The organism is Archangium sp. (assembly GCF_036389735.1).
Taxonomy (GTDB): domain Bacteria; phylum Myxococcota; class Myxococcia; order Myxococcales; family Myxococcaceae; genus Archangium.
On sequence record NZ_DASVWK010001137.1, the window covers coordinates 1 to 24,307 of the forward strand.

At 65.7% G+C, this 24,307-nt stretch carries 21 protein-coding genes; 2 read left to right on the forward strand and 19 right to left on the reverse strand.

What is annotated here, in order from left to right:
- Positions 1–809, reverse strand: an 809-nt coding sequence (locus VF794_RS40865; protein WP_331119338.1) for a serine/threonine protein kinase, incomplete at its 3' end; no start/stop codon positions are given.
- An 11-nt stretch (positions 810–820) separates the two neighbouring features.
- Positions 821–1,684, reverse strand: a complete 864-nt coding sequence (locus tag VF794_RS40870; RefSeq protein ID WP_331119373.1) for a DUF2381 family protein — start codon at positions 1,682–1,684, stop codon at positions 821–823.
- A 436-nt stretch (positions 1,685–2,120) separates the two neighbouring features.
- Here VF794_RS40870 and VF794_RS40875 point away from each other — a divergent pair, with 436 nt between their 5' ends.
- Complete coding sequence (locus VF794_RS40875; protein WP_331119340.1) at positions 2,121–2,720, forward strand: hypothetical protein; 600 nt, start codon at positions 2,121–2,123, stop codon at positions 2,718–2,720.
- Positions 2,721–2,800: 80 nt separating this feature from the next.
- Complete coding sequence (locus VF794_RS40880) at positions 2,801–3,724, forward strand: type VI immunity family protein (RefSeq protein ID WP_331119341.1); 924 nt, start codon at positions 2,801–2,803, stop codon at positions 3,722–3,724.
- 39 nt (positions 3,725–3,763) lie between these two features.
- On the opposite strand, the gene VF794_RS40885 is transcribed toward VF794_RS40880, so the two are convergent.
- The 17 genes from VF794_RS40885 to VF794_RS40965 all read right to left on the reverse strand — a co-directional run bounded on the left by VF794_RS40885 (position 3,764) and on the right by VF794_RS40965 (position 24,125).
- Positions 3,764–4,180, reverse strand: a complete 417-nt coding sequence (locus tag VF794_RS40885) for a hypothetical protein (protein ID WP_331119343.1) — start codon at positions 4,178–4,180, stop codon at positions 3,764–3,766.
- A 388-nt stretch (positions 4,181–4,568) separates the two neighbouring features.
- Positions 4,569–5,135, reverse strand: a complete 567-nt coding sequence (locus tag VF794_RS40895; RefSeq protein WP_331119345.1) for an imm11 family protein — start codon at positions 5,133–5,135, stop codon at positions 4,569–4,571.
- Entirely contained in the window at positions 5,122–5,760 is a 639-nt protein-coding gene (locus tag VF794_RS41840; RefSeq protein WP_414641023.1) for an AHH domain-containing protein, read from the reverse strand. Before VF794_RS41840 ends, VF794_RS40895 begins: the two co-directional genes overlap by 14 nt.
- Positions 5,761–5,947: 187 nt before the next feature.
- Complete coding sequence (locus tag VF794_RS40900; RefSeq protein ID WP_331119347.1) at positions 5,948–7,018, reverse strand: hypothetical protein; 1,071 nt, start codon at positions 7,016–7,018, stop codon at positions 5,948–5,950.
- Positions 7,005–8,192, reverse strand: coding sequence for a hypothetical protein (locus VF794_RS40905; protein ID WP_331119349.1), 1,188 nt, complete (start codon positions 8,190–8,192; stop codon positions 7,005–7,007). Before VF794_RS40905 ends, VF794_RS40900 begins: the two co-directional genes overlap by 14 nt.
- Positions 8,193–8,571: 379 nt before the next feature.
- A complete protein-coding gene (gene ftsA / locus VF794_RS40910; RefSeq protein WP_331119351.1) occupies positions 8,572–9,804 on the reverse strand; it encodes a cell division protein FtsA in 1,233 nt (410 codons plus the stop codon).
- A 44-nt stretch (positions 9,805–9,848) separates the two neighbouring features.
- The gene (locus tag VF794_RS40915; RefSeq protein ID WP_331119353.1) at positions 9,849–10,700 is read right to left on the reverse strand and encodes a cell division protein FtsQ/DivIB; all 852 of its coding nucleotides are present in this window, start codon (positions 10,698–10,700) and stop codon (positions 9,849–9,851) included.
- Between the two features lie 126 nt (positions 10,701–10,826).
- Positions 10,827–11,771 carry a D-alanine--D-alanine ligase gene (locus VF794_RS40920; RefSeq protein ID WP_331119377.1) on the reverse strand — a complete coding sequence of 315 codons (945 nt, stop codon included), beginning with the start codon at positions 11,769–11,771 and terminating at the stop codon, positions 10,827–10,829.
- 5 nt (positions 11,772–11,776) lie between these two features.
- Entirely contained in the window at positions 11,777–12,709 is a 933-nt protein-coding gene (gene murB, locus VF794_RS40925; RefSeq protein WP_331119355.1) for a UDP-N-acetylmuramate dehydrogenase, read from the reverse strand.
- Between the two features lie 5 nt (positions 12,710–12,714).
- Positions 12,715–14,145 (reverse strand): UDP-N-acetylmuramate--L-alanine ligase, encoded by a 1,431-nt coding sequence (gene murC / locus VF794_RS40930; protein WP_414641024.1) that lies wholly within the window; start codon positions 14,143–14,145, stop codon positions 12,715–12,717.
- A gap of 13 nt (positions 14,146–14,158) precedes the next feature.
- Positions 14,159–15,382, reverse strand: coding sequence for an undecaprenyldiphospho-muramoylpentapeptide beta-N-acetylglucosaminyltransferase (murG, locus tag VF794_RS40935; RefSeq protein WP_331119359.1), 1,224 nt, complete (start codon positions 15,380–15,382; stop codon positions 14,159–14,161).
- The gene (gene ftsW, locus VF794_RS40940) at positions 15,379–16,551 is read right to left on the reverse strand and encodes a putative lipid II flippase FtsW (protein WP_331119361.1); all 1,173 of its coding nucleotides are present in this window, start codon (positions 16,549–16,551) and stop codon (positions 15,379–15,381) included. Before ftsW ends, murG begins: the two co-directional genes overlap by 4 nt.
- Before the next feature lie 4 nt (positions 16,552–16,555).
- Positions 16,556–17,932 (reverse strand): UDP-N-acetylmuramoyl-L-alanine--D-glutamate ligase, encoded by a 1,377-nt coding sequence (gene murD / locus VF794_RS40945; RefSeq protein WP_331119363.1) that lies wholly within the window; start codon positions 17,930–17,932, stop codon positions 16,556–16,558.
- A 20-nt stretch (positions 17,933–17,952) separates the two neighbouring features.
- Positions 17,953–19,134 carry a phospho-N-acetylmuramoyl-pentapeptide-transferase gene (gene mraY / locus VF794_RS40950; RefSeq protein ID WP_331119365.1) on the reverse strand — a complete coding sequence of 394 codons (1,182 nt, stop codon included), beginning with the start codon at positions 19,132–19,134 and terminating at the stop codon, positions 17,953–17,955.
- On the reverse strand, positions 19,135–20,529 hold the full coding sequence (locus VF794_RS40955; RefSeq protein WP_331119367.1) for a UDP-N-acetylmuramoyl-tripeptide--D-alanyl-D-alanine ligase: 1,395 nt from the start codon (positions 20,527–20,529) through the stop codon (positions 19,135–19,137).
- A 20-nt stretch (positions 20,530–20,549) separates the two neighbouring features.
- Positions 20,550–22,070: a UDP-N-acetylmuramoyl-L-alanyl-D-glutamate--2,6-diaminopimelate ligase gene (locus VF794_RS40960; RefSeq protein WP_331119369.1), complete on the reverse strand. Its 1,521-nt coding sequence runs from the start codon at positions 22,068–22,070 to the stop codon at positions 20,550–20,552.
- Positions 22,071–22,121: 51 nt separating this feature from the next.
- The gene (locus VF794_RS40965) at positions 22,122–24,125 is read right to left on the reverse strand and encodes a penicillin-binding protein (RefSeq protein ID WP_331119371.1); all 2,004 of its coding nucleotides are present in this window, start codon (positions 24,123–24,125) and stop codon (positions 22,122–22,124) included.
- Positions 24,126–24,307: the final 182 nt, after the last annotated feature.

Below are 24,307 nucleotides of genomic sequence, written 5' to 3' on the forward strand. Positions count from 1 at the left end.
GGGTTGAGGACGTGAGGCGCCGTTGGGGGGACGGTGGCGATGGCGGCCACCAGCTCCTCGTCCGGAAGCTCCGGGTTGAAAGGGTTCATGTCCGTGAGGGCCTGGTAGAGCAGCACCCCCAAGGCGTACAGGTCCGCGGCCACGCCCCCTTGGAAGGGCTCACCTCGCTTCCACGCATCGCGGCGCGTGTAGGCGATGAGTTCGGGCGGCAACAAGTGCAGGACGCCATCGGGCACGCCCAGCGTCTTCGTGAGTGTTTTCGGCAGGCGCACGGTGCCGAAGTCGATGAGGAAGGGCCGGCCGTCCTCGCGGCGGATGAGGAGGTTGTCCGCCTTCAAGTCGCGGTGGTACACGCCGCGCGCGTGCAACATGCCCACAGTGCGCACCACGTCGGAGAAGGTGTCCACCAGCCCGACGGCATGAGAGGGCTTGCGCCAGCGCCACTCGTGCCAGGTGTCCCCGTCCACGAAGTCCATGACGATGAAGGGATAGCCCTTGATGGGGTTGGGCCAGAAGTCCACCGCGTAGACGCGCAGCAGGTTGGGGTGGGAGGAATAGGTGAAGAGGGTCGCCGCCTCGCGTGCCAGCCGCCGGTAGACGTGCGCCTCCTGCACCCGCTCGTCCTCGGAGAGCTCTTCCTGGGAGTCGGAAATGGGGAGCAGCGCCATCTTCATGGAGTAGGGGCGACCCTCCCGCTCCACCTTGAAGACGCGGGAGGAGCCTCCACGGCCCAGCACCTGGACGATGCGCCAGGGCCCCACCGTGTCGCCGGGCTGGAGGTGGTCCGGGTGCAGGGGTTCCGTCGTCATGATCGACCCTCCTAGAGTTCCACCGTGCCGATGACAAGGTGCCGCCCGCCGCCCTTCTCCCGCAGCTCGAGGCGGAACACCTCGCCGGACGTCCAGGAGGGCTTCTCCGTCTCCGCGACCACCAGCCCCACTTCACCCGGGGCGAGCCGCGGCCTGTCCATGCGGAGGGAGCGCACCTTCACCAACGTGCCGTCCGCCCGGGTGAGACGCACCTCCCCTGCCGTCCAAGGCTGCTGCCCGGGGAGGTTGTGCACGCGCACGGCGACCACCGCCCAGGTGCCTGCCCGGTACCCGACGCCTTCGCTCAGCCTCATGCCGGCTTGGACGAGCTGAGCGACCTCAGCGGGCCGTGCTCGGACACCGTCCATGTCCAACCGTCCCGACAGCACGAGGTTGGAGGGCCCCTCGGCCTCGCATTGGGCCAGAGCCGCCTCCAGGACCTGTACCTCTGGAGTGCTCGGGCGACGCACCACATTCACCCGGGTATCCACCACGGTGGGGTGGGAAACGAGCGCGAAGGTGGCGGACGCCGGAGCGGCCCCGTCCTTGTAGCGCACCCGCACGATCAGCCGCTCTCCCTCCCCGGGTGGCTCAAGAAGTTCGAGGTAGAGGGTGCGCTCGCCCGGGTCCACCAGCCGGAAGCGCGTCGCCCGCCCCTCGACCTCCACCGAGGCCCTGTCGATGGCGGCATCGAACACGAAGTAGGTGGCGATCCTGGCCGCGACCCGCACCTCGGGCACCGGCTCATTCGGGCTGCTGGGGACGACGACTTGCCGCTCTCGGTGCTCGCGGACAGGGGCTTGGGGCTGCTGCGCTGCCGCGGCCCTCCCCGTCAGGAGGAGAACGAGCGGTAACCACTGTAGGAGTCGTGCCAGGGTGGAGTACCTCCGGAGTTCACCCTACCAGATGTCGCCCCACACAAGGTCAACACCAAGAGCACGGGACCCCCCAACTGATGAAAGAGTTCCGCTCGACGCCGATGTTGCTGAGCAGATCGTAATCCTTCATCGACACCGTCGGGTCTGGCCTCAAGACTTCGTCACCGTCGATGGGGTCTTGCGCTTTCGTGTAACTTCGGGCTCTGGCATGACTCCTCTGTTCCACCTCGCCGTCTCGATGGCCGCACTCCTCTGCCTGTCCTGCGCCACCGTGCCCCTGGCACCTCGGGGCTCCCCCACTGGAGCCGGTTTCGCCGGAACTTTCAGTGGCAGGCCGACACACTTCAACCAGTCGTGTGGAGCTGCCTGCGGCGCCCCAGTCGGCCCAAGCACCGGGGAGATTCTCGCGCCAGCGGCCACCCGGGCGGGTCAGGTGCTCGACAAGGTCGTCCAAGCCGCCGAAACCCTCAATGGACTCCTCACCGTCGCGAAGTTTCTGGACGAGGCCCAGAGGAAGAAGGCCGAAGAGATCCTCGCCGAGTGCGCCAGCGAGGCCAACTTCAAGGTCAACGAGGAACTCTTCGGGAAGGGGAACTCCTTGCCCGAGTCCGAGTGCGGCAAGGAGCCCAACGTCAACAACAAGACCGCCAACACCTGGCAGCAGCATCTTGGCAATCTCAAGCACGCAGCCGCTTTCATCTGTGTACAAGAGCGACTGGCCGCGGAGTTTCCCAACAACTTCGCCGTCGAGCCACGCTATCGCAGGGATGAATTGACGAATGAACTCCTTTTGACCGACAAGTGGCTCAACTCGCAACGGCCGGACGTGGTCCTCCACTTCACCCGGAACGCCACCCGGATTCAATGCATCTACGATTTCAAATTCCCCTGTGATAGCGCCGACCGTCACAACCCCCTCGCCAACATGAAGACAGAGGCCCAACTCCGCAAGTACAGGAGCCTCGGCAACGAAGACTGCCTGCCAGCCGTCGTTACTCCCAGCCTCGGGGTCAGTAGGCCCTCTTCCCTATGACGCAACACTATCCCCGGATTCGCCCTTTCGGTGTCTACCCTCCCGAGAAGGAGGCTGGCGAGCGCCTCCTCGCGAGGGAGGTGATTCATTTCGCCTTCTACCTGCCACACGATCACCCGGAGATTGCCGCCGGAGTGTCCCACGCCTTCGATTGCTATATGAAAGCCGTGGGCGAAGGATCAGACACGATCAACTTCTGCTCCTTTGACGAGTACTCTCACCACTCCCTGTCCAGGGAGGGTTGGAAACGCATTCGCCAATTATTGCTACCCGACCGTCCCTTCCGCTACGCCGAGGATTGTGCCGACGCGTACCGCATCAGGGAGATGGAAAAGAGCGGTAACGAGACGTGGATTCACCTGGGTAGCGAGCCCGACAGGCTCACGGGCTTCAAACTCACCTACTCGGCCCGCATCCCATCCCGAGACCGGCAGCCTTCCGACTACGACGTGAGCTACCTCGAGGGAATGCTGCCCACCGAGTTCCTCGAGGAACACGGCCCCACCGCGGTGAGGGAGCTGATGCTCGACCTGGCTTCGGGCCTTCACTTCGCCAGTGGCCATGCGGGGCTGAGCTTCGACTCCGTCACCGGGGACGTATTCTTCACGCCCCGAATCCGTACCGAACTCCTACGCCACCCGGGAATCAGTCTCAACCATGGCTCCACCCCAGCCTGGATGGGCACGCACGTGGACGGTGTGCACTGGCTCAACTTCCTGGGCCCGCCCGTCCTTCAGGAGCTGGGCGGCGTATCCCCACTTCGCTCCCGCCTGCACTCACCTGAAACGACCGTTCAGGCGATCGACGTAGCGCGAGCAGTGGTGACGCTGGGGACCTGGCCCGAAGCGGGCGACCTCACTCAAGGCAACGCGCTCCCCGCCTACCGCGAACTCGGCCGCGTACTGGAGCCCTGGCTCGATAAGCCCTTCAATGACCCCAGGTTCCGCGTCGAAGGCTTCACCCAGGAAGAAGCCATTCACTGGGCCCGGCGGTTCCTCGACTGAACCGCGAGACGGGAGATACGTTCGAGTCCTTCCAGCAAGTCACCGCTTGGCTCGAGGACTCCGCTTCGGGCGCCTCTTCGGCTTCTGGGTGATGATGTCGTATTCGGTCTCCCGATTGGGGGAGCGGACGAATTCAGCACCCTCCGTCGCCAGGAATTCATCCAGGAGACGGATGATTGCTTCAAGCGTGCGCTCCAGGTCGCCCCCGTTGGCTTCATTGACTTGCTGGCCCCACCAGGTGGGGCGATCCCGCCATTTGGGGTGCCGTTTGTAAATCCATTCCCTGAAGTACTCGTGCTGGCCCTTCTGCCCTGAATCCCCGAGGGCATCATCGTAACCCATGATGTAGAAAGAGAGATGATCGAGCGTGAAGTCCGGGGCGAACATCCTCGGGCGCAAGCAGATATGTCGCATGTGCTCGAACAGGCTTCCCGCGTGGAGTTGCACAGGGCTCATGGCAGCTCGCTTACCACTTGCATTGAGAGGCGCCCGGGAGAAGGACGACCCAGCGAAGGAGTATCTATCTTTCTCCATGTCAGCTCATCCCTGGAAGAGTAACACCTCACCCTGGTTCCAGGTGGCGATCCTGGCCGCGACCCGCACCTTGGGCACCGGTTCGTTCGGGCTGCTGGGGACGACGACTTGCCGCTCCTGGTGCTCGCGGACAGGGGGTTGGGTCTGCTGCGCTGCCGCGACCCTCCCCGTCAGGAGAAGAACGAACGGTAACCACTGTAGGAGTCGTGCCAGGGTGGGATACCTCCGGGGTTCACCCTAGCAGATACCGCCGCCCGCATGGTCAGCACACGCGTACGGAGGCCCCGGATGGGCAAATAACCCATCGGAGCTACGAGGCTTCGACGAACTTCGTTCCCGTGATGCCCTCCTCAGCCATGGCGTGTTTGAGGCGCTCGGAGATGACAAGGGCCCCAGTCCAGCCCCAGGGACGGAAGATGTGGGAGTCGCCCACCTTGCTCGGATCAATGCGCATGCCCGCAACGACCCGGTACTGCCCTACCCTTTCGGGGTTTCCGTCCTCCGCACGCCGGTACTGCACCTCTTCGCAGCGCGCATCATCAATGCAGCGGATGATTCGAAGCACATTGAGGATGAAGAACGGCTCGGACTGCCCCTCCACCTGCACGGGGAGGAACTGCACCTGTTGCTGCAGGCCCAGGCGTTCACGCAGGGACACGACTCGGCCATGAACCACCGGAATCCCGAGGGTGGTGAAGCTGAAGTCGAGTGCACTTCCAGGAAGAGCCTGGCTCAGCACGAGTTTGCCGCGTGGATGGAGGAGGTGTCCCTTGTCGAACTGCCAGGGATCGACCTCCTGGCCGTGCTCATCGACGGGATCCGCGAGGACCCATCGCCCAGGAAGACGCATATTGCTGAGCAGATCATAATACTTCATGAACGTTCTCGAATCTGGCCTCAAGGTTTCGCCACCAAACGGTGGAGCCTGGTGCCAGGTGTGCAGACCTCATCTGCATTTTTTTCAACTCACCCACCAGACTGGCTCTACACATTTGCTGTGTCTTACAGTCCCGAACGGCATCTTGGAGGCGCCTGAAAATCTCCTCGTGATACGCTTCGGGATGAGGACCTCCATGGCCCTTCAAGAAGACTTGATTCTCCTGTGCGGCCAGGGTCATCCCAGCTCTGGCGAAGATTGCCTTGAAACCGGGTGTCCACGGGCCACCTCGAATGCTTGATATAACATTCTTGTCTGTAGCAAGGTGGTGCCATTTGTAGCCTGGAACTTTGCTCAAGCCGTCCTTGCAAGGCAAGCGCTGCGTAATACTTGTGCCGCGTTGCCGGCCGACACGCCCGCGACCACCAGAGTTCCATCCGCCACGGCTTGGACCGACGTCGCCTGTACGAAGACAGCCTCGGTCAGTTCCATCCCACCGACCAAGGAGAGGCGACGCTGATTCAGCCAGGCTCGGACCCCGCCAGGAGGAACCCTCGGCAGACCCTTCGCCACTCCCCAGCTGCCCCTGGTACCGCACCAAGTGCACCGTCGCCTTCGCTGACATCCTGCGTCTGGCCAGCGCCCCCTCTCCCCCGCCGACTGGGTGGACCCACGTCCTCTTCTCGCCAGCCTGTGTGACTCCACCTCACCGCCTCAGCCGCAAGCCGCATGAACTGCGGCTCTCGCCGGTCCTAAAATGGCGAAAGTCGAGTTTGACACCGTCACGGGACACCTCCCCAGGCAAGTTGTGATTACTTCGAGAGTGCCTGAATGAGCACTGTCTGAAGCAGTGGCTCACAAAAGTCGATCACGAAATCTTCGTCGGCATTCGTCATTATGTATTCACCGATTCTACTGTGTGCGATCGAGCAGCGGATGCGGTAAATCCAATAAGCAGCAACTTCGCGAACAAAATTCTCGTATGCGCCAGTGTTGGAGGCTAGCCCTGCCTTCTTGACGGCGGTCTCAACAAACCCTCCATTTTTAATAATTGTCTCAAACCGATCCCACTCCTTGATGGGATTTCCATCCTTACCATATTCAAAAAATATAACCTTAGCCTGCCTCAGATGCCCACTAATCGCATTCAACCGAGAAACCAGTGGCGGCAAATCGTCACACCTGTCATGCAACAAAGACTTTAACCTAGAAATTTCCTTGTTGTCGTAATTTGTAATTATCCTACCAAAACCAAACAAGTCATCACCGAGCGCCTTGATTTTCTCAAAGGTATGCCAGTCAAACAAAAGTTCGAGCAAGTGAAATGTCTTAAGGTACCGCTCAAATGCGAAAGGCTCCAGAATCGATCTCTCTAGTGCCTCGCGGTGGTATTTCGTTGGTAGGCGGACGCCCTTTATGGTGGTTACTCGGCTCCGCGAACGTTTGCTCGGTGTAGGAATTCTTGTTCCAGAGTCCTTGTGTAAAAATCCTCCCCAAATTGGGGCTGTCTCAAGATAATCGTTAAGGTAACGCTCTAGATGTACCTCATCTATTACTGCGTAGTCATAGCGGAAGCGATGAGCGCCTCCAAGTTCGTCTACCTCCACATCATTGATGAATGCCGCATATTGGTGATCCGAGAGCAATGTCGAATCAACAGGAGAACTTACGCGACAGATGCAAAGCATGCCGATCTGGACACCTGTCTCATCATAAATCTCGACGTCGCTCGGCCCGTTGGCGAATGAGGTATTCACAACAACCGGCAGCGGCACCATAGATTTGACTACACACCGCCCGTCCCTCTCTACAACTTGGGAAGGATCAAATCGTGAGAGCCAAATACCCGATTCGTGAAGCTTTGTGAGTTCATCCTTCTTCACTACTCGACCCCGAATCGGTTGATCCGCCTGACTCTTCGATCCAGCAATCCCTAAAGATCTTTTCTCCCTCTTCGCGGAAGTACTCCTTAAATCCGCCAAACAGTAGTTTGCGTGTTGCTGTTCCGATATTCACCTTGCGCGGATTGAATCCGTTGACAATTGCCTGAAGTTGTTCCAGCGCAAGTGGGTCATCACCTGGAACGCTCTTTTTAAGAGTCGCCAAGAGCCGCTTCAGAGCATCATTGATTCGTTTACGCCGTTCTTTGCTGATGCCAAAATCAGCAATAGCGGCAAAAAACGAGTTCATCACGTTCTCACCGCCGAACCAATTCGCTCCAGTAGGAATACCCCGCTCTTTATTTGCCTCATTTGCCTCGTTGTAAATACGGCAAATCTCATCATCTAACCCTGCATACATCTTGAGATACTCCTCAAAGGCTTCGAATTTCTCATTTAGATCATCTTCGCTCGCATCGAGGATCTCTCCTTCAACAAGCTGTTTCGCGACGAGATTGTCACGAGTCGTCTCTGGCGTTCGTGTAAGAAAGCTTTGATACGCGGTTGCTAAGCGATCCAGCGCATATTTCCTTGGTCCCCTGCGCCGAGTTGTGTCTCGCTCGGAGTAAAGCTCCAAGTCAGGAATGTTGCTCTCAATTTTCTCTTTGAGAGTAACAAAGAGAAGCTCAACCTGATGCCGCATAGACATCGGCTTCTGGCCTGCGTTCAGTACGATAATACGATAGATGAGGTGCTTCTGGTCTGCCTCAAGCCAGAATTCCAAAAGCACCTTCTGCTCGCGCTTGAAGCGAACCCCCTCGTCCTTGAGGTCATCCAATATATACGTGCGTTGAAGACCATCGAGAATCTTGACTTGGCTTGGTTGACTCAGGGCTTTTTCTAGCGCTGTCGTGTTATCACTATCGAAGTGCTTGATAGCTTCCTTTACTTTTTGTGGCGTGACCGCAAGCGTGATCGCGGGCAGGAGCGCCCCTTCGATAATGTCTTGCTTCATACGCAGATATGCGCGATGTTTTTCTCTGCGACGCTGAATTGGGAATTCCTTGAAATCTTTCCCAACCAGCTCAAGGTAGTCCTTGACAGTCGTTTGAGCGTAAACAACTCGCGTATTGGTACGCAGGTCGACAGCTTTTCCGAATATGGTGAGATGGATCATTTATAAAGAGCACCTTTCAGTTGGATGTTGCCATGTCAAGATATCCACCGCGAACGAGAGTCAGAGCAGCCCATCCAGTCTAGGGGCCTGACGGAGTATCGACCAAAAACGACTCCTACATACGACTCGTAGCGGTGTATAAACTCTCACCGCCCTTCATGTAGTGGGTCGTTGAGATACTCCGACAAATTCCTAGCCGAAGCTCCCGAGTTCTCTTGTTCTCAGGATCTATGGACTCTGGCTTCCTCGCAGCATCATCCGCTGCATCTTGAAGCGCATTCCCCCGGGTGAACTCCAACGAAAAAACCCGGGGCCGCTCTGGGAGGGACGCGACCCCGGGTTCACTGCTGTGCTGCGACTGTGAAACCAGACTGCGAAACTAGAAGATCTCCTCGAGCCACTCGCGCATGCGGCCCTTGACCTTCTTGTAGACGTTCTCCTCGCGGATGCGGAACATCCGCCGGTCCAGGTGCTTCGCCCCGTACACCACCAGGCCCACGCCCGTCGCGTACATGGGGCTCTTCACCACGTCCACCAGCCCTCCAATCCCCCTCGGCATGCCCCGGCGCACCGGCAGCCCGATGACCTCCTCGGCCAGCTCCGGCATCCCCGCCAGCAGCGTCGAGCCACCGGTAATCACCACGCCCGAGGCCAGCAGGTCCTCGTAGCCGCACTTCTGGATCTCCCGGTGCACCAGCTGGAAGATCTCCTCCACGCGCGGCTCCAGAATCTCACACAGGATCTGCCGCCCGAGCACCCGCGGCTGGCGCCCGCCCACGCTGGGCACCTCGATCGTCTCGTCCTTGCTCACCATGGACGCCAGCGCGCAGCCGAACTTCTGCTTGACGCGCTCGGCCTCGTGCGCCGGGGTGCGCAGGCCAATCGCGATGTCGCTCGTCAGGTTGTTGCCGCCCAGCGCGATCACCGCCGTGTGCACGATGGAGCCGCCCGAGAAGATGGCGATGTCCGTGGTGCCCCCGCCGATGTCGACGAGGCACACGCCCAGCTCCTTCTCGTCCTCCCCCAGCACGGCCTCGGCCGAGGCCAGCGGCTGCAGCACGATGTCCGACACGTTCAGGCCCGTGCGGTTGGCGCACTTCACGATGTTCTGCGCGCTCGACACCGCGCCCGTGACGATGTGCACCTTGGCCTCCAGGCGCACGCCCGCCATGCCCAGGGGCTCCTTGATGCCGCCCTGGTCGTCGATGATGAATTCCTGCGGCAGGACGTGGATGACCTCGCGGTCCAGCGGAATCGCCACCGCCTTGGCGGCGTCGATGACGCGGGCGATGTCCGGCTCGCGCACCTCCTTGTCCTTCACCGCCACAATGCCCTGCGAGTTGAAGCCCTTGATGTGGCCACCGGCGATGCCGGTGTACACGTGGGAGATCTCCGCGCCCGCCATCAGCTCGGCCTCCTCCACCGCGCGACGGATGGAGGACACGGTCGCCTCGATATTGACCACCACGCCCTTGCGGAGGCCCTTCGACGGGTGCGTGCCAATGCCGATGATGTCGATCCCATTGTCGGTCAGCTCCCCGACGATGGCGCAGATCTTCGTCGTGCCTATATCGAGGCCAACGATGATCTCCCCGGACTTCTGCTTCGCCATGACTGCCCTCCCAGGCCCCCCACTCTCGTGAAAGGGGCGCATTCCTACCGCGAAGCCCCGCTCCTCTCGGACACGGGGCTCGAAATCTTCACCGCCACCCAGCCGGGCCGAGCCCGGTTGTCCAGGTGGATGACCTGTGCGGCCAACCCGCGAGCCCGCAGCTCGTCGCGCACGCGCGCCAGCCGCTTCAGCTTCGCGTCCGTCTCCCCCTCCCCCAGCAGCACCTCCTGCCCGTCCGCCGTCAGCAGCACCAGCCCCTCGGCCGACACCCGCACCTCGCTCAGCCGCTCGTGCTTGCCGGGCTGCGTGGCCGCGTAGGCGTCCGCCACCGCCAGCGCCTGACGGAAGCGCTCGCGCACCCCCGCCTCGTCCGCCAGGTAGCCCTCGCGGTCCAGCCCGGTGACGAGCGGCAGATCCACCTTGTCCCCCGGCTGGAGGCGCTTGAAGGGCTCGCCCTCCGCGTCCAGCAGGTACAGGTCGCCCAGGGTGGCCAGCGCCACCGGCACGTGCTCGGTCACCACCACGGACACGCTGGAGGGGAAGTGCCGCGTCACCTCCACGGTGTGCACCCAGGGGTGGGCGGACATGGTGCGCTCCAGTGTCCCCACGTCCAGCGACCACAGGTTCTGCCCCACCGTCAGCCCGGACAGCTTGAGCAGCTCGCCCGGCGCGGCCCGCTGCAACCCGTTGAAGGTCGTCTCCTTCAAGAGGAAGGTGGGCGAGGTGAGCGCCCAGCGCCGCACTTCAATCGTCCCCCACACACCGGCGCATGTCAGACCCGTCAGTAGGATGGCCTTGAGCAGGCCGGGACCATGCGTACGCACGGCTCCCGTGACCGCCTCCTTCTGCTGGGCGGCATCCTGACGACGACGGTTCTTGGACTTACCGAATGCCATGGTGTGCGTCGGCGCATGCTGCGCGCGGTTGAATCTCCACGCCAGTTTTTCGCTACAGACACGTCGCTGTAGCGCCCTGGTCCACGAAGGACCGGGTGAGCCCGATTCTTGCTGGGGGACTTTGCTTCAGGCCTTGAGCGAGGCGCCCTGGAGCAGCCGCTCGCAGAGGGCGGGGAAGTCGATGCCCCGGCCCGCGGCGATCTTCGGCAGCAGGCTGGCCTCGGTCATCCCGGGCAACGTGTTGATCTCCAACAAGAAGACCTCGCCGGACGGGGTGAGGATGACGTCCGAGCGGGAGCCGCCACTGCAGCCGAGCGCGCGGTGGGCGCCCAGGCAGACCTGGTTGACGCGCTCGTACTGCTCCGGCGGGAGGGGCGCGGGGAAGAGGTACTGCGTGGTGCCCCCGGACTGGTACTTGGCCTGGTAGTCGTAGAACTCCCGAGCGGCCACCACCTCGATGACGCCCAGGGCCTCGTTGTCCAGGACGCCGCCCTGCACCTCGCGGCCCTTGATGTACTGCTCCACGAGGATGGAGCCGGCCAGCTTGGAGGCGTCCTCCACGGCGGCGAGGTACTCCTCGCGCGTCTTGCAGATGTGGACGCCCACGCTGCTGCCCTCGCGCGAGGGCTTGACGACGGCCGGGAGACCGAAGGGCAGCGAGTCCACGGCGGCCCGGGCCTCCTCCGCGGAGGTGAAGGCGCGGTAGGGCGGCGTGGGAATGCCGTGGGCGATGAAGACCTGCTTGGCGAAGACCTTGTCCATGCCCAGCGACGAGGCCATCACGCCACTGCCCGTGTAGGGGATGAACATGCACTCGAGGAGCCCCTGGACGGAGCCGTCCTCGCCGTAGCGGCCGTGGAGGGCGATGAAGGCGACGTCCACCTTCTCGGCCGAGAGGCGCGCGGGCAGATCCTTGCCCACGTCGATCTCCACCACGTCGTAGCCGAGCCCCCGCAGGGCCTTGGCCACGGCGGCGCCGGTGCGCAGGGACACCTCGCGCTCGGAGGACATGCCCCCGAGCAACACACCGACCCGCTTCCGCTTCAGCTCGTCCTTGGAGATGGTGCTCATGGTGCTCATGGCTGGAAGACTCCCACGCGCTTGACTTCGGGTTGGAGCTCGACGCCCCGCTCCTCGCGCACCCGGGTCTGCATCAGGGTCAGCAGGGAGAAGACGTCGTGGGCGGTGGCACCGCCCAGGTTGACGATCCAATTGGCGTGCAGGGTGGATACCTGCGCGCGACCGATGATGTGGCCCTTGAGGCCCACGGTCTCGATGAGTCGCCCGGCGAAGTCGCCCGGCGGATTGGTGAAGACGCTGCCGAAGTTGGGCTGGCTGAGCGGTTGGGAGCGCTTGCGGTAGGCGAGATCCTCGTCCATGGCCTTCTTGGAGGCCTCGAGGTCGCCCTTACGCAGAAGAAAGCGCACCCGCGTCACCACGCCGCCCACAGGCAGCTCCGAGTGCCGGTAGCGGTGTGGAATGTCCGCCTTGGCGATCCACCCCACCCCGTCCGCGGTGGCCAGCTCCACCGCCTCCACCACGCGGAAGCACTCGCCATTCTTGGTGCCCGCGTTCATGGTGACCGCGCCGCCCAGGGTGCCCGGAATTCCCGCGAGGAACTCCGCGCCCACCAGTCCCTGGGAGCGCATCTGGTTGATGAGCCGGACGATGGCCGCGCCCGCGCCCAGGGTGAGCCGCCCCTCCTCCGCGCCCACGTCGGCCAGCTCGGGGAACAGGTCGCTCGGCAGCTTCACGGTGACGCCTGGAATCCCGCCATCCCCCACGAGGGTGTTGGCCCCGCCGCCGAGGACGGTGAGGGGCACACCCTCCTCGCGCAGGAAGCGCAGCAGGGCCACCAACGCCTCTGGGGAGCGCGGACGGACGAGCGCCTCGGCCGGGCCGCCCACGCGCACACTCGTGAGGGGCGCGAGCGGCGCGTTCGCCGTCACCTCACAGCCGGGCAGACGCCCTACCCGCTCGGGGAGGGACGATGGGAGCACCGCGACCATGTCCCCTAGTCGCCCTTCGCCGTGCCGTGGTGCTTGAGCAGCTCGACGAGCTCCGGCCCCACCTGGGTGATGTCGCCGGCGCCCAGGGTGAGGACGATGTCGCCCTCGCGCAGCCGGGGCAGCAGCGTCTTCGCGAGGTCCGTGCGCTTCTCCACGAAGGTGACGTCGCGGTGGCCATGGGCCCGGACGGCGTCGGCGAGCGCGTCGCCGGTGGCGCCGGGAATGCGCTCCTCGCCCGCGGCGTAGACGCTGGTGACGAAGACGACGTCCGCGTCGTTGAAGGAGGTGGCGAACTCCTTGAGCAGGTCGTGCGTGCGCGTGTAGCGGTGGGGCTGGAAGGCCACCACGAGCCGCTTGCCGAAGGCACGCCGGGCGCCCGCGAGCGTGGCCTGCACCTCGGTGGGGTGGTGCCCGTAGTCGTCCACCACGGTGATGCCCGCCACCTCGCCGCGCACGGTGAAGCGCCGCTGCACGCCGCCGAACTCGGCCAGGGAGCTGCGCACCACGTCCAGAGGAATATCCATCTCCTCGGCCACGGCGATGACGGCCAGGGCGTTGAGGGCGTTGTGCGCGCCCACCATGCGCACGCGGAACTCACCCAGGGGCTCGTCGCGCCGGAAGGCCTCGAAGCGGGTGGTGAAGCCCTCCAGCCGGATGCCCTCCAGCCGGTAGTCCGCCATGTGCGAGCTGCCGTAGGTGACGAAGCGCTTCTCCAGCCGGGGCAGCAGCGACTGGACGTTGGAGTTGTCCAGGCACAGGACGTTGAGGCCGTAGAAGGGCACGCGGTTGCAGAAGGCCGTGAAGGCGTCCTTCAGGTTGTCCAGCGTGCCGTAGTGGTCCATGTGCTCCGGGTCGATGTTGGTGACCACGGTGATGGACGGGTGCAGGTGCAGGAAGCTGCCGTCGCTCTCGTCGGCCTCCACCACCATCAGCTCGCTCTGGCCCAGCCTGGCGTTGGAGTCGAGCACGTTCACCTTGCCGCCCACCACGGCCGTCGGGTCCAGGCCCGCGGCGCTCAGCACGGTGGCGACCATGGAGGTGGTGGTCGTCTTGCCATGGCTGCCCGCCACGGCCACGGCGTATTTGAGCCGCATCAGCTCGGCGAGCATCTCCGCGCGGGGGATGACGGGAATCTTGCGCTGGCGCGCGGTGACGACCTCGGGGTTGTCCTTGCGCACCGCCGAGGAGATGACGACCACGTCCGCCTGCACGAGGTTGTCCGCCCGGTGGCCCTCGAAGATGGTGGCGCCCAGGCGCTCCAGGCGGCGGGTGATCTCACTGGCCTTCAGGTCCGAGCCGGACACCTTGTAGCCCTGGTTGAGCAGCACCTCGGCGATGCCGCTCATGCCGATGCCGCCGATGCCCACGAAGTGGACGTGCGCGGCATGACGCGTCTTGAAGAGGCTCGCGGGCCTAGCGGGGCGGGTGTTCGTCACGGCTGTCGTCTCCTCAGACATGCTTCTCGGGGCCGCCCGCCTGCTCGCTGCCGCCGGACATCTTCGCGTCGCCGCCGAGCTTCCTGTCCTTGCCCGGCTTCTTCGGGTTCGGATCCTCGCCGCGAGCCTCGGCCCGGCCGGAGGGGCCGTACGTCTGGGTCATCAGCTCCACGAGCACGTCCGCCAGCTCCTTGGACGCCTCGGGGCGACCCAGCAGGCCCGCCTTCTTCTCCATCTGGCGGCGCTTCTCCGGATCCTCCTTGAGGTGGCGGATCTCCCGGGCGAGCTGCTCTCCCGTCAGCTCCGCCTCACGGAACATGAGGGCCGCGCCGGCCTTCACCAACGACTGGGCATTCACCTCCTGGTGGTTGTCCGTGGCGTAGGGGAAGGGAATGAGGATGCTGGCCTTCTTGGCGACCGTCAGCTCCGACAGGGTGGTGGCGCCCGCCCGGCAGACGACGAGTTCCGCCCTGGCGTACGCGCTGGACATGTCCTCGATGTACTCCACCACCTGGGCCTGGGCCTCGAAGCCCTTGTCCGCGTAGCCCTTGCGCACCGTCTCCAGGTCGTTCTTCCCCGTCTGGTGGACGATGTGGAGCTGCTCCCGGATGTCCTGGAGGTGATCCAACGCGTCGATCATCCGCTGGTTGATGCCGCGCGCGCCGAGGCTGCCACCGAAGACGAGCAGGGAGAACTTGTCGTGCACCATGCGCGAGCGCAGGAAGTTCTCCATCAGCTTGCGGCGGATGGGGTTGCCGACGAGCTGCACCTTGCGCGAGGGGAAGAAGGGCCTGGCCTCCTCGAAGGCGGTGAAGACGACGCGTACGACCCTGCCGAGCAGCTTGTTGGTGAGCCCCGGCAGCGCGTTCTGCTCCTGCACGGCGGTGGGGATGCCCAGCAGCGCCGCGGCGAGCACCACCGGCCCGCTGGAGTAGCCGCCCACGCCCACCACCACGTCCGGCTTGTGGCGCTGGAGGATGCGGATGGACTCGATGAAGGCCATGGGCAGCGCGAGCAGGCCCTTGACGAGCCCCACCAGTCCCTTGCCCTTGAGGCCCTGCGCCCGGATGGTCTCCAGCGGATAGCCCGCCTGGGGCACCACCCGCGCCTCCAGGCCGCGCTCGGTGCCCACGAACACCACCTGGTTGGCATGGTGGCGCGTCACCACCTCTTCGGCCAGGGCGATGCCCGGGTAGAGATGACCGCCCGTACCGCCTCCCGCGATGAGCACCTTCACGCCGCCACCTCCCTCATGTCACCGCCGGAGCGCAGCGTCCGGTGGCCAGCACCTTCCGCGCTGGCACTCAGCGAGAGCAATACACCGGCGGCCCCCATGAGCACCACCAGTGAAGTGCCTCCATAGGACACGAAGGGCAGCGTGAGTCCTTTAGTCGGCAACAGGCCCATGGCCACGCACATGTTGACGGTGGCCTGGAAGGCGATGATGCAGGTGAGGCCCAGTCCCAGGTAGGTGCCGAACACCTCCGGCGCCGCGAGGCTCGCGCGGATGCCACGCCAGATGATGATGGCGTAGAGCGACACCAGCAGCACCACCCCCATGAGGCCCAGCTCCTCGCCGATGATGGCGAAGATGAAGTCCGTGTGCGCTTCCGGGAGGAAGAAGAGCTTCTGCCGCCCGTCGCCCAGCCCCAGGCCGGTGAGGCCACCCGAGCCGATGGACATGAGGGACTCGGCCACCTGGTAGCCGATGTCGTGCCGGTGGGCCCATGGGTCCAGGAAGGCCAGCACGCGCTTCATGCGGTAGGGGCTGGAGGCGATGGCCGCGTACGCCAGCGGCAGCGCCAGCAGCACCGAGCCCACCAGGTAGCTCAGCCGGGTGCCCGCGGCGAACAGCAGCGCGAAGAGCAGGAACACCAGCAGCACCGAGCTGCCGAAGTCCGGCTGGAGCATGCACAGGCCCACCAGCAGGCCGCACAGCAGCAGGTGTGGGAGGAAGCCCACGGAGAAGGTGGCCACCTTCTCGCGCTTCTTGGCCAGCGAGTAGGACAGGTAGACGACCCAGGCGACCTTGGCCACCTCGGCCGGCTGGAGGCCGAAGCCCGGGAAGCGGATCCACCGCCGCGCGCCGCCCGCTGTCGTGCCGATGCCTGGAATCAGCACCAGCACCAGCAGCACCAGCGTCACCAGCAGCAGCGGGTACGCGAGCCGCGCCAGCCGGCGCCAGCCCACCCTCATGCCCACGGCCATGGCCACCACACCCATGCCAGCCGCCATGAGCTGCCGCTGGAGGAAGTAGAGGCTGTCACCCAGCTTGTCCTGGGCCATGACGGCGCTCGCCGAGTACACCATCACCAGGCCGAGCGAGACGAGCGACAGCACCGCGCACAACAGGAGTGCGTCGAAGCGCACCGGGGCATCGGAGGGAGCAGCGACGACGGCCTTCATGGGCTCAGAGCTCCCCGACGAGGCGTTTGAACGTGTCGCCCCGGTGCTCGAAATTCTGGAACTGGTCGAAAGAGGCGCATGCAGGCGACAAAAGTACAGTGTCGCCGGATCTTGCCAGGGACTTGGCCCGCCGTACAGCTTCGTCGAGTGTCCCGCAGGCATACACGGGGGCTGCCCCTTCATAGGCCTGGGCGATGGTGTCGGCGTCCTTGCCGATGGTGAGCACGCCCTTCACCTTGCCGCGCCCCTGCTCCACCATGGGCGCGTAGGGGGCGCCCTTGCCCTTGCCGCCGGCGATGAGGAGCACGTCCTTCTGGAAGGCGCGCAGGGCCACCAGCACCGAGTCCACGTTGGTGGCCTTGGAGTCGTTCACCCACTCGACGCCGTCCAGCACGCGCACGCTCTCCAGCCGGTGCGGCAGGCCCGGGTAGCTGTCCAGCCCGGCCTGCACCGCCTCGTGCTCCACGCCCGTCAGCCGCGCCAGCAGCGCCGCCGCCATGGCGTTCTGCGCGTTGTGGCCCCCGCGCAGCGCGCGGTTGGTGAGGGTGAAGGACTCGCCCTTCTCCCCTACCCCCTCGAAGCGGAAGCCTCCCGGCTGAGCCACCGCGAGGCCGGCCAGCGTAGGGCTCGCGGCCACCGGACGCCCGGTGAGGCTGAAGCCGTAGACGGGCACCTTCGCCGCCTCGGCCAGCCGCATCACGTCCGCGTCCTCCGCGTTCACCACGACGAAGTCGTCCTGGGCCTGGTTGCGGAAGATGCGGGCCTTGGCCGCGCCGTAGGCCGCGTGGCTCTCGTACCGGTCGATGTGGTCCGGCGTGAGGTTGAGAATCGTGGAGCCCCGGGGCTTCAGCGTGTCGATGCCCTCGAGCTGGTAGCTGGAGAGCTCCACCACCAGCGCGTCCCACTCGCCGGGGGTGAGGGCCGCCTCGGCCAGCGGGCGCCCGAGGTTGCCGCCCACGAAGGTGCGCCGACCGCCGCGCTGGAAGAGCTCGCCGGTGAGCGCCGTGGTGGTGCTCTTGCCGTTGGTGCCGGTGATGCCGAGCAGCGGCACGTGCGAGAGGAAGCGCCCGGCCAGCTCGATTTCACCCCACACGGGTACGCCCGCGGCGCGTGCCTTCTGGATCTCCGGCAGCGCCAGCGGCACGCCCGGGCTCACCACCACGAGCCGCTGTGACTCCAGCAGCCCCGGCGGCGTGGGCCCGGTGACGAGCGCCACGCCCTGGGCCTTCAGCTCGCGCGCCGTATCACCCAGGGCCTCCTCGGTACGACCGTCCAGCGCCGTCACCCGAGCGCCCTTCGCCTTCAACAGGCGGATGGCGGCCAGCCCGCTCTTGGCGAGCCCAAACACCACGACATCCAGGTCCTTCAGGTCGGGCGTCATGCGCGCCACCCCTCCACTGCCTAGCGAAGCTTGAGCGACAGGAGCGCCACGCCTCCGCAGAGGATGGCGACGATCCAGAAGCGGACGATGATCTTCGGCTCGGCCATGCCCTTCAGCTCGAAGTGGTGGTGCACGGGCGCCATCTTGAAGACGCGCTTGCCGGTGAGCTTGAAGGACGTCACCTGGATCATCACGCTGAGGATCTCCGCGAAGAAGACCCCGTGGATGATGGCGGACACCACCTCGTTCTTGGACAACACCGCCAGCCCGCCGAGCGCGCCGCCCAGCGCGAGCGAGCCGATGTCCCCCATGAAGACGGAGGCCGGGTAGGCGTTGAACCAGAGGAACGAGATGCCCGCGCCCACGATGCTGGCGCAGAAGACGGCCAGCTCCGCGCCACCGGGCACCTCGGGGACGCCGAGGTAGCGCCACATGGGCTCACCCACCACGCGCGCGATGCCGTCCACCGTCTCCACGGTGGCGATGCGCGTCGCCGAGCCCGCCACGTAGCAGAGGATGGTGAAGGTGGTGGCCGCGATGATGGTGGGCATGATGGCCAGACCATCCAGACCGTCGGTGATGTTGACGGCGTTGGACGTCCCCACCACGACGATCCACCCGAAGAAGACGTAGAACCAGCCGAAGTCCGGGTTGAAGTGCCGCGTGGGCACGAAGGGCAGCGTCAGCCGGGTGTCGATGAGCAGGCGCGGCCCGGAGAAGGAGCCATCCGCCCCCGTCCACGAGCACATGAGCCCGAAGATGGCCACCAGGTAGAAGACCGTCTGGAGGACCATCTTGTACCGGCCGGCCAGTCCCTTGGAGTTGCGCTTGGACAGCTTCAGCCAGTCGTCCAGGAAGCCGATGAAGCCGTAGCCCAGGGTGAGCAGCAGCGCCGCCCACACCGCGCGGCTCCTCAGGTCGGCGAACATGAAGGTGCCCGCCGCGATACACATCAGGATGAGCGCGCCGCCCATGGTGGGCGTGCCCTTCTTCTTCTGGTGCGTGTCCGGGGTGTCCTCGCGCACGTTGCTCTGCCCGTGCTGCTTGAGGCGCAGCCGGGCGATGAGCTTCGGGCCGATGAACATGCCCAGCAGCAGCGAGGCCACGCCCGCCGCGACGATCCGGAAGGTGGGGTAGCGCAGGAAGTTGAGGAACCTTCCCGCGTCCGTGCCTTGAATCCACTCGTAGATGAGGAGCAGCACCTAGTGGCTTCCTCCAGGCGCGGCAGCCCCCGTGAGGCCCGCCACCACCCGCTCGAGCCTCATGCCACGACTCGCCTTGACCAGCACCACATCCCCTGTCTTCAGCTTCGGCATCAGCCAGGACAACAAAGGCTCCACCTCGGTGAAGTGCGCCGCGTTGTCTCCCAGCCCCGCCGCCTCGTAGCCCTTGCGCGAACGAGGCCCGAAGAACGCCACGAGCTGCGCCTTGCCCGCCGCGAGCGCACCGAGCCGCGTGTGCTCTTCCAGCTCGCCGGGCCCCAGCTCCAGCATGTCTCCGAGCACCGCCACCGCCCGGCCCCCGGGCTGCACCAGCGAGCGCAGCGTATCCAGCGCCGCGCCCATGGAGGCGGGGTTGGCGTTGTAGCAGTCGTCCACCACGGTGGTGCCGTGCAGGCCGTCCACCACGTTGAGCCGGCGCGCGTACGGCTTCGCCGTCTCCAGTCCCTTCACGCACTCCTCGGGGGTGTAGCCGAGCGCCACCGCGAGCGCGAAGGCCCCCGTGGCGTTGAGCGCGTTGTGCTCGCCGATGAAGGCCAGCTTCACCAGCCAGTCCTTGCCCGCGTGGCGCACGGTGATGTGCAGCCCCTCACGACCGCGCGGGGTGACGCTCGCGAGCCGCACGTCGGCCTGCTCGGAGCGCCCGAAGGTGAGCTTCTTCGCCCGGCTGCGCGCCGCCTGGCCGGGAATGAGCGGGTCATCCACGTTCACCACCGCCACGGACTCGGGCGGCAGCTCGCGGAACATCTCGCCCTCGGCCTCGGCCACGCCCTCGATGCTGCCCAACCCCTCGAGGTGCTCGGGCTGAACCACGGTGATGATGCCCGCGTCCGGCCGCACCACCCGGGTGAGCCGGGTGATTTCGCCGGGCTGGTTCATCCCCGTCTCGATGACCGCCGCCACGTGCGAGGACTCCAGGCGGAAGAGCGTGAGGGGCACCCCGATCTCGTTGTTGAGGTTGCCCTCCGTCTTCAGCGCGGGGCCGCGCGTGGCGAGGATGGCGCCCACCATCTCCTTGGTGGTCGTCTTCCCGTTGGAACCCCCTACCGCGCCCACCGGAATCCGGAAGCGCTCGCGGTGCGCATGACCCAGGGCCCCGAGCGCCGCCAGCGTGTCCTCCACCTCGTAGAGGGCGAGGCCCTCGGGGAGTTGGGAGAGCGCCCGGCCGCGCTTCACCACCGCGCCGGCCGCGCCACCACTGGCCGCCTGGGCGAGGAAGTCATGCGCGTCGAAGCGCTCACCCTGGAGCGCCACGAAAAGGCACCCGGGCACCAGGGCCCGCGTGTCGGTGCAGACGGCCGGAAACTCCGCCGGCGCCTTGCCACGCCGGGTGGCCCCGGTCGCCCGCACCACCTGCTCATCCGTGAATCCGGCCATAGAGGGTCCGCGGCTCTCCGTCAGGCGGTGCGGATGGCGAGCGCCCGCGCCGCCACTTCGCGGTCGTCGAAGGCGCGCTTCTCGGTACCGATGACCTGGTACGTCTCGTGCCCCTTGCCGGCGATGAGGACGACGTCGTCCTCCTTGGCCAGGGAGATGGCCGTCTCGATGGCGGCCTTGCGGTCCGCGTCCACGAGGTAGCCCTTCTCACCGCTCTTCGCCTTGCCGGCGGAGATGCGGCGCAGGCCGCCCTTCTCCAGGCCCGGGGTCACCTGGGAGATGATCTCCTCGGGGTCCTCGGTGCGCGGGTTGTCGCTCGTCACCACCGCGAGATCCGCCCCCTCGGCGGCCGCGGTGCCCATGAGCGGACGCTTGCCCGCGTCCCGCTCCCCGCCGCAGCCGAACACCGCGATGACGCGGCCCTTGGCCATGGCCCGCGCCGCCTCCAGCGCGCGCTTGAGGGCGTCGTCGGTGTGGGCGTAGTCCACCAGCACGGCCGGAGCACCCGGAGGCCCGTGGTTCTCCACCCGCTCCATGCGGCCGGGCACGCCCGCCATGCGCTCGATGCCGAGCTGCACGTCCTTGCGCCGGGCGAAGCCCGCACCCAGCGCGAGTCCCGCCGCCGCGAGGATGTTCTCCAGGTTGTGCGGCCCCAACAGCCGGCTCTTCACCGGGATGTCGCCCGCGGGCGTCTTCAGCACGCCCTTGATGCCCTGGAGGCTGAAGGACGTCTCCGTGGCGGAGATCTCCCCGGCGCCCTGGCGGCTGAACTTCCACGCCATGCGCTTCTGGCCGCGCAGCTCGTTGTAGATGCGGGTGGCGAAGGTGTCGTCACCGTTGACCACCGCCACGCCCGTCTGGGAGAGGTTCTCCACGAAGAGCTTGCGCTTGGCCTGGAAGTACTCCTCCAGGTCCTTGTGGTAGTCGAGGTGATCGCGCGTCAGGTTGGTGAAGGCGGCCGCCTTGAAGGTGATGCCGTGCACCCGCTCCTGCATGAGCGCGTGGCTGGACACCTCCATGACCACCGTCTCCACGCCCGCGTCCACCATCTCCTTGAGGATGCGGTGCAGTTCCAGCGCATCCGGCGTGGTGTGGCTGGTGGGGTGGAACTGCCCACTCACCTTGTAGCCCAGCGTGCCGATGACTCCCGTGGAGGAGTAGGCGGCGGTGGCCATGGCCTCGAGCAGATAGGTGGTGGTGGTCTTGCCGTTGGTGCCAGTCACCGCGAGCAAGGTGAGCTTCTCGGCCGGCCGGCCGTAGAAGTTGGCGGCGATGAGCGCCAGGGCCTTGCGGGCGTTGGACACCTTGAAGAAGGGGACCTGGGAGGCCACCACCTTCTCTGACACCACCGCCACCGCACCGCGCGACACGGCCTCGCCTACGAACTGGGCACCGTCTTCCTTCGTGCCCGGCACGGCGATGAACAGGTCACCCGGCTTCACCTTGCGCGAGTCCTGCGACACCCCCGTCACATCGACCGAGGTCCGGCCGCCCGAGGTCTGCTCGGCACCACACCCTGCGAGGACATCCGTCAGCTTCATCGTTTCCCCTTCACATGCTGCTGCAAGCGCGAGCCGAGCTTCCCCGCGGCCTTATTGCCGCGTCACCAGCTCCAACCTCACGCGCGCACCCTTCTCCACCAGCGCACCGGCGGCGGGAGTCTGCGACACTACGCGTCCACTACCCAACAACTGCGGCTCCAGGGCCGCGGAGAGCAACTTCGTCACCGCCTCACGGCCCGCCTGGCCCACGACATCCGGAACGCGGACGGAGCCAGGCTCCACGTTCTCCGTGACGACTTCCTCCACCACGGCCCGGGCCTCCGCCTTGGCCAGAGGGGGCGCGGCGACGGCCACCGGCAGTGCGGTGGACGGCAACGGCACCTCTCGCGAGGGCGGAACGGCCAGGTGCGCCATGGCGGCGGTAGCGATTTCCTTGAAAGCAGGGGCGGCCACGATTCCCCCGTACACGTCCGTCTTGGGCTCGTCCACCATCACGAGAATGACGACACGCGGATTTTCGGCTGGCACCATGCCCACGAAGGAAGCAAGCCGCTTGTCCGAGTACCCCCGGGCCACCGGGTCCGCCTTCTGGGCGGTGCCCGTTTTTCCAGCCACCCGGTAGTCCTCCATGGCGGCCTTGGGGGCGGTCCCCTCCTTGGCCACTACGCTCTCGAGCATGGAGACGACCTTCTTCGCCGTCGCTCCCGAGACGACCTGGCGCACCTGGGTGGGGCGGTTCTCCAGCAGCACCACCCCGTCCGGGTCCACCACCTTGGACACGAGGTAGGGCCGCATCAGCGTGCCACCGTTGGCCAGGGCCCCCCAGGCGGCCGCCATCTGCACCGCCGTGGTGCTCATGCCCTGTCCGAAGGACTGTGTGGCCAAGGACACTTCGGCCTTGGGAAAGGGGATGGAGCCCCGGGCCTCGCCGGGCAGCGCCAGTCCGGTGCGCTCGCCGAAGCCGAAGTCCTGGTACGTCTTCACCAGCCGCTCGCGCCCCAGCTGCTGGGCAATCTTGGCCGCGCAGATGTTGGAGGACACCTGGAGCACCCGCTGCGGGGTGAGCCAGCCGTACTGGTGGGTGTCGTGGATGGTGTGCCGGCCGATGGCCCACGCGCCGTTCTCGCAGAAGAAGGTGTCGTCGGGCTTGATGACCTTCTGCTCCAGCGCGGAGGCGACGACGAAGGCCTTCATCGTCGAGCCGGGCTCGAAGCTGTCGAGCGCGGCGCGGTTGCGCACGCTGGCCCGCACTTCCTTGCCCGGCGTGTTGGGGTTGAAGCGCGGGTGGTTGGCGATGGCCAGGATTTCACCCGTCTTGGGGTCCAACACGATGGCCATGCCCGCCACGCCCTTGGCCTCCTCCACCGCATGGGCCAGGGCCCGCTCGGAGACGAACTGGAGGTGCCGGTCGATGGTGAGGGTGACGGCGGCGCCCTGACGCTCCAGGGTGTCCGGGACGCCGGTGACAAGCAGCTTGCGCCCCTTGGCGTCGCGGAAGCCGGACATGCGCGAGTTCTGCCCGGACAGCTCGTCCTCGAAGGCCAGCTCCAGGCCCTCCAGGCCGTGGCCATCCAACCCCACCATGCCCACCACGTGCGCGCCCATCTCCTTCTGGGGATAGAAGCGCTTGGGCTCCTTGGTGAAGCCGAACCCGGGCAGCCCCAGGGCCTTCACCGCCTCCACCTCGCGGGGCGTCACCTGGCGCTTCACCCAGGCGAAGCGCTTGGCGCGGCCGAGCTTCGCCTGCAGGTCCTCCGCGTCCAGCTTCAGCGCCTTGGCCAGGGCCCGTGAGGCCTGCTTCACGTCCGGCAACATCGAGGGGTCCACCCAGATGGAGTCCACCTCCACGCTCTGGGCGAATGGCGTGCCGCGGCGGTCGAAGATGTCACCACGCCGGGCGGGAATCTCAATCTGGCGGACGTACTGGTCCTGGGCGAGCCCGCGCAGCTTGTCGCGCTCGAACACCTGGAGGAACACGGCGCGGCCAAAGGCGGCCATCAGCAGGGCGCCGAAGAAGAAGGCCAGCAGCTTCACCCGAAGCCGCAGCCACTTCCCATTGGGCTCCGGGGCCCGTGCCGATTTGAAGTCCCTCACGACCCGCCCCCTCAGTGAGATCCGCCGCGCTCCGCCACGCGCACGCCCCGAGCATCCCGGGCCTCCACGCGAGCGGGGCGCTTGGTGCCCGGCAGCGACGGCTGGAGGGCGATGACGAGCGGGCCCGAGGGCATGGACATGCCGAGCTTCTCGCGCGCCAGCTTCTCCAGCCGGGCCGGGTT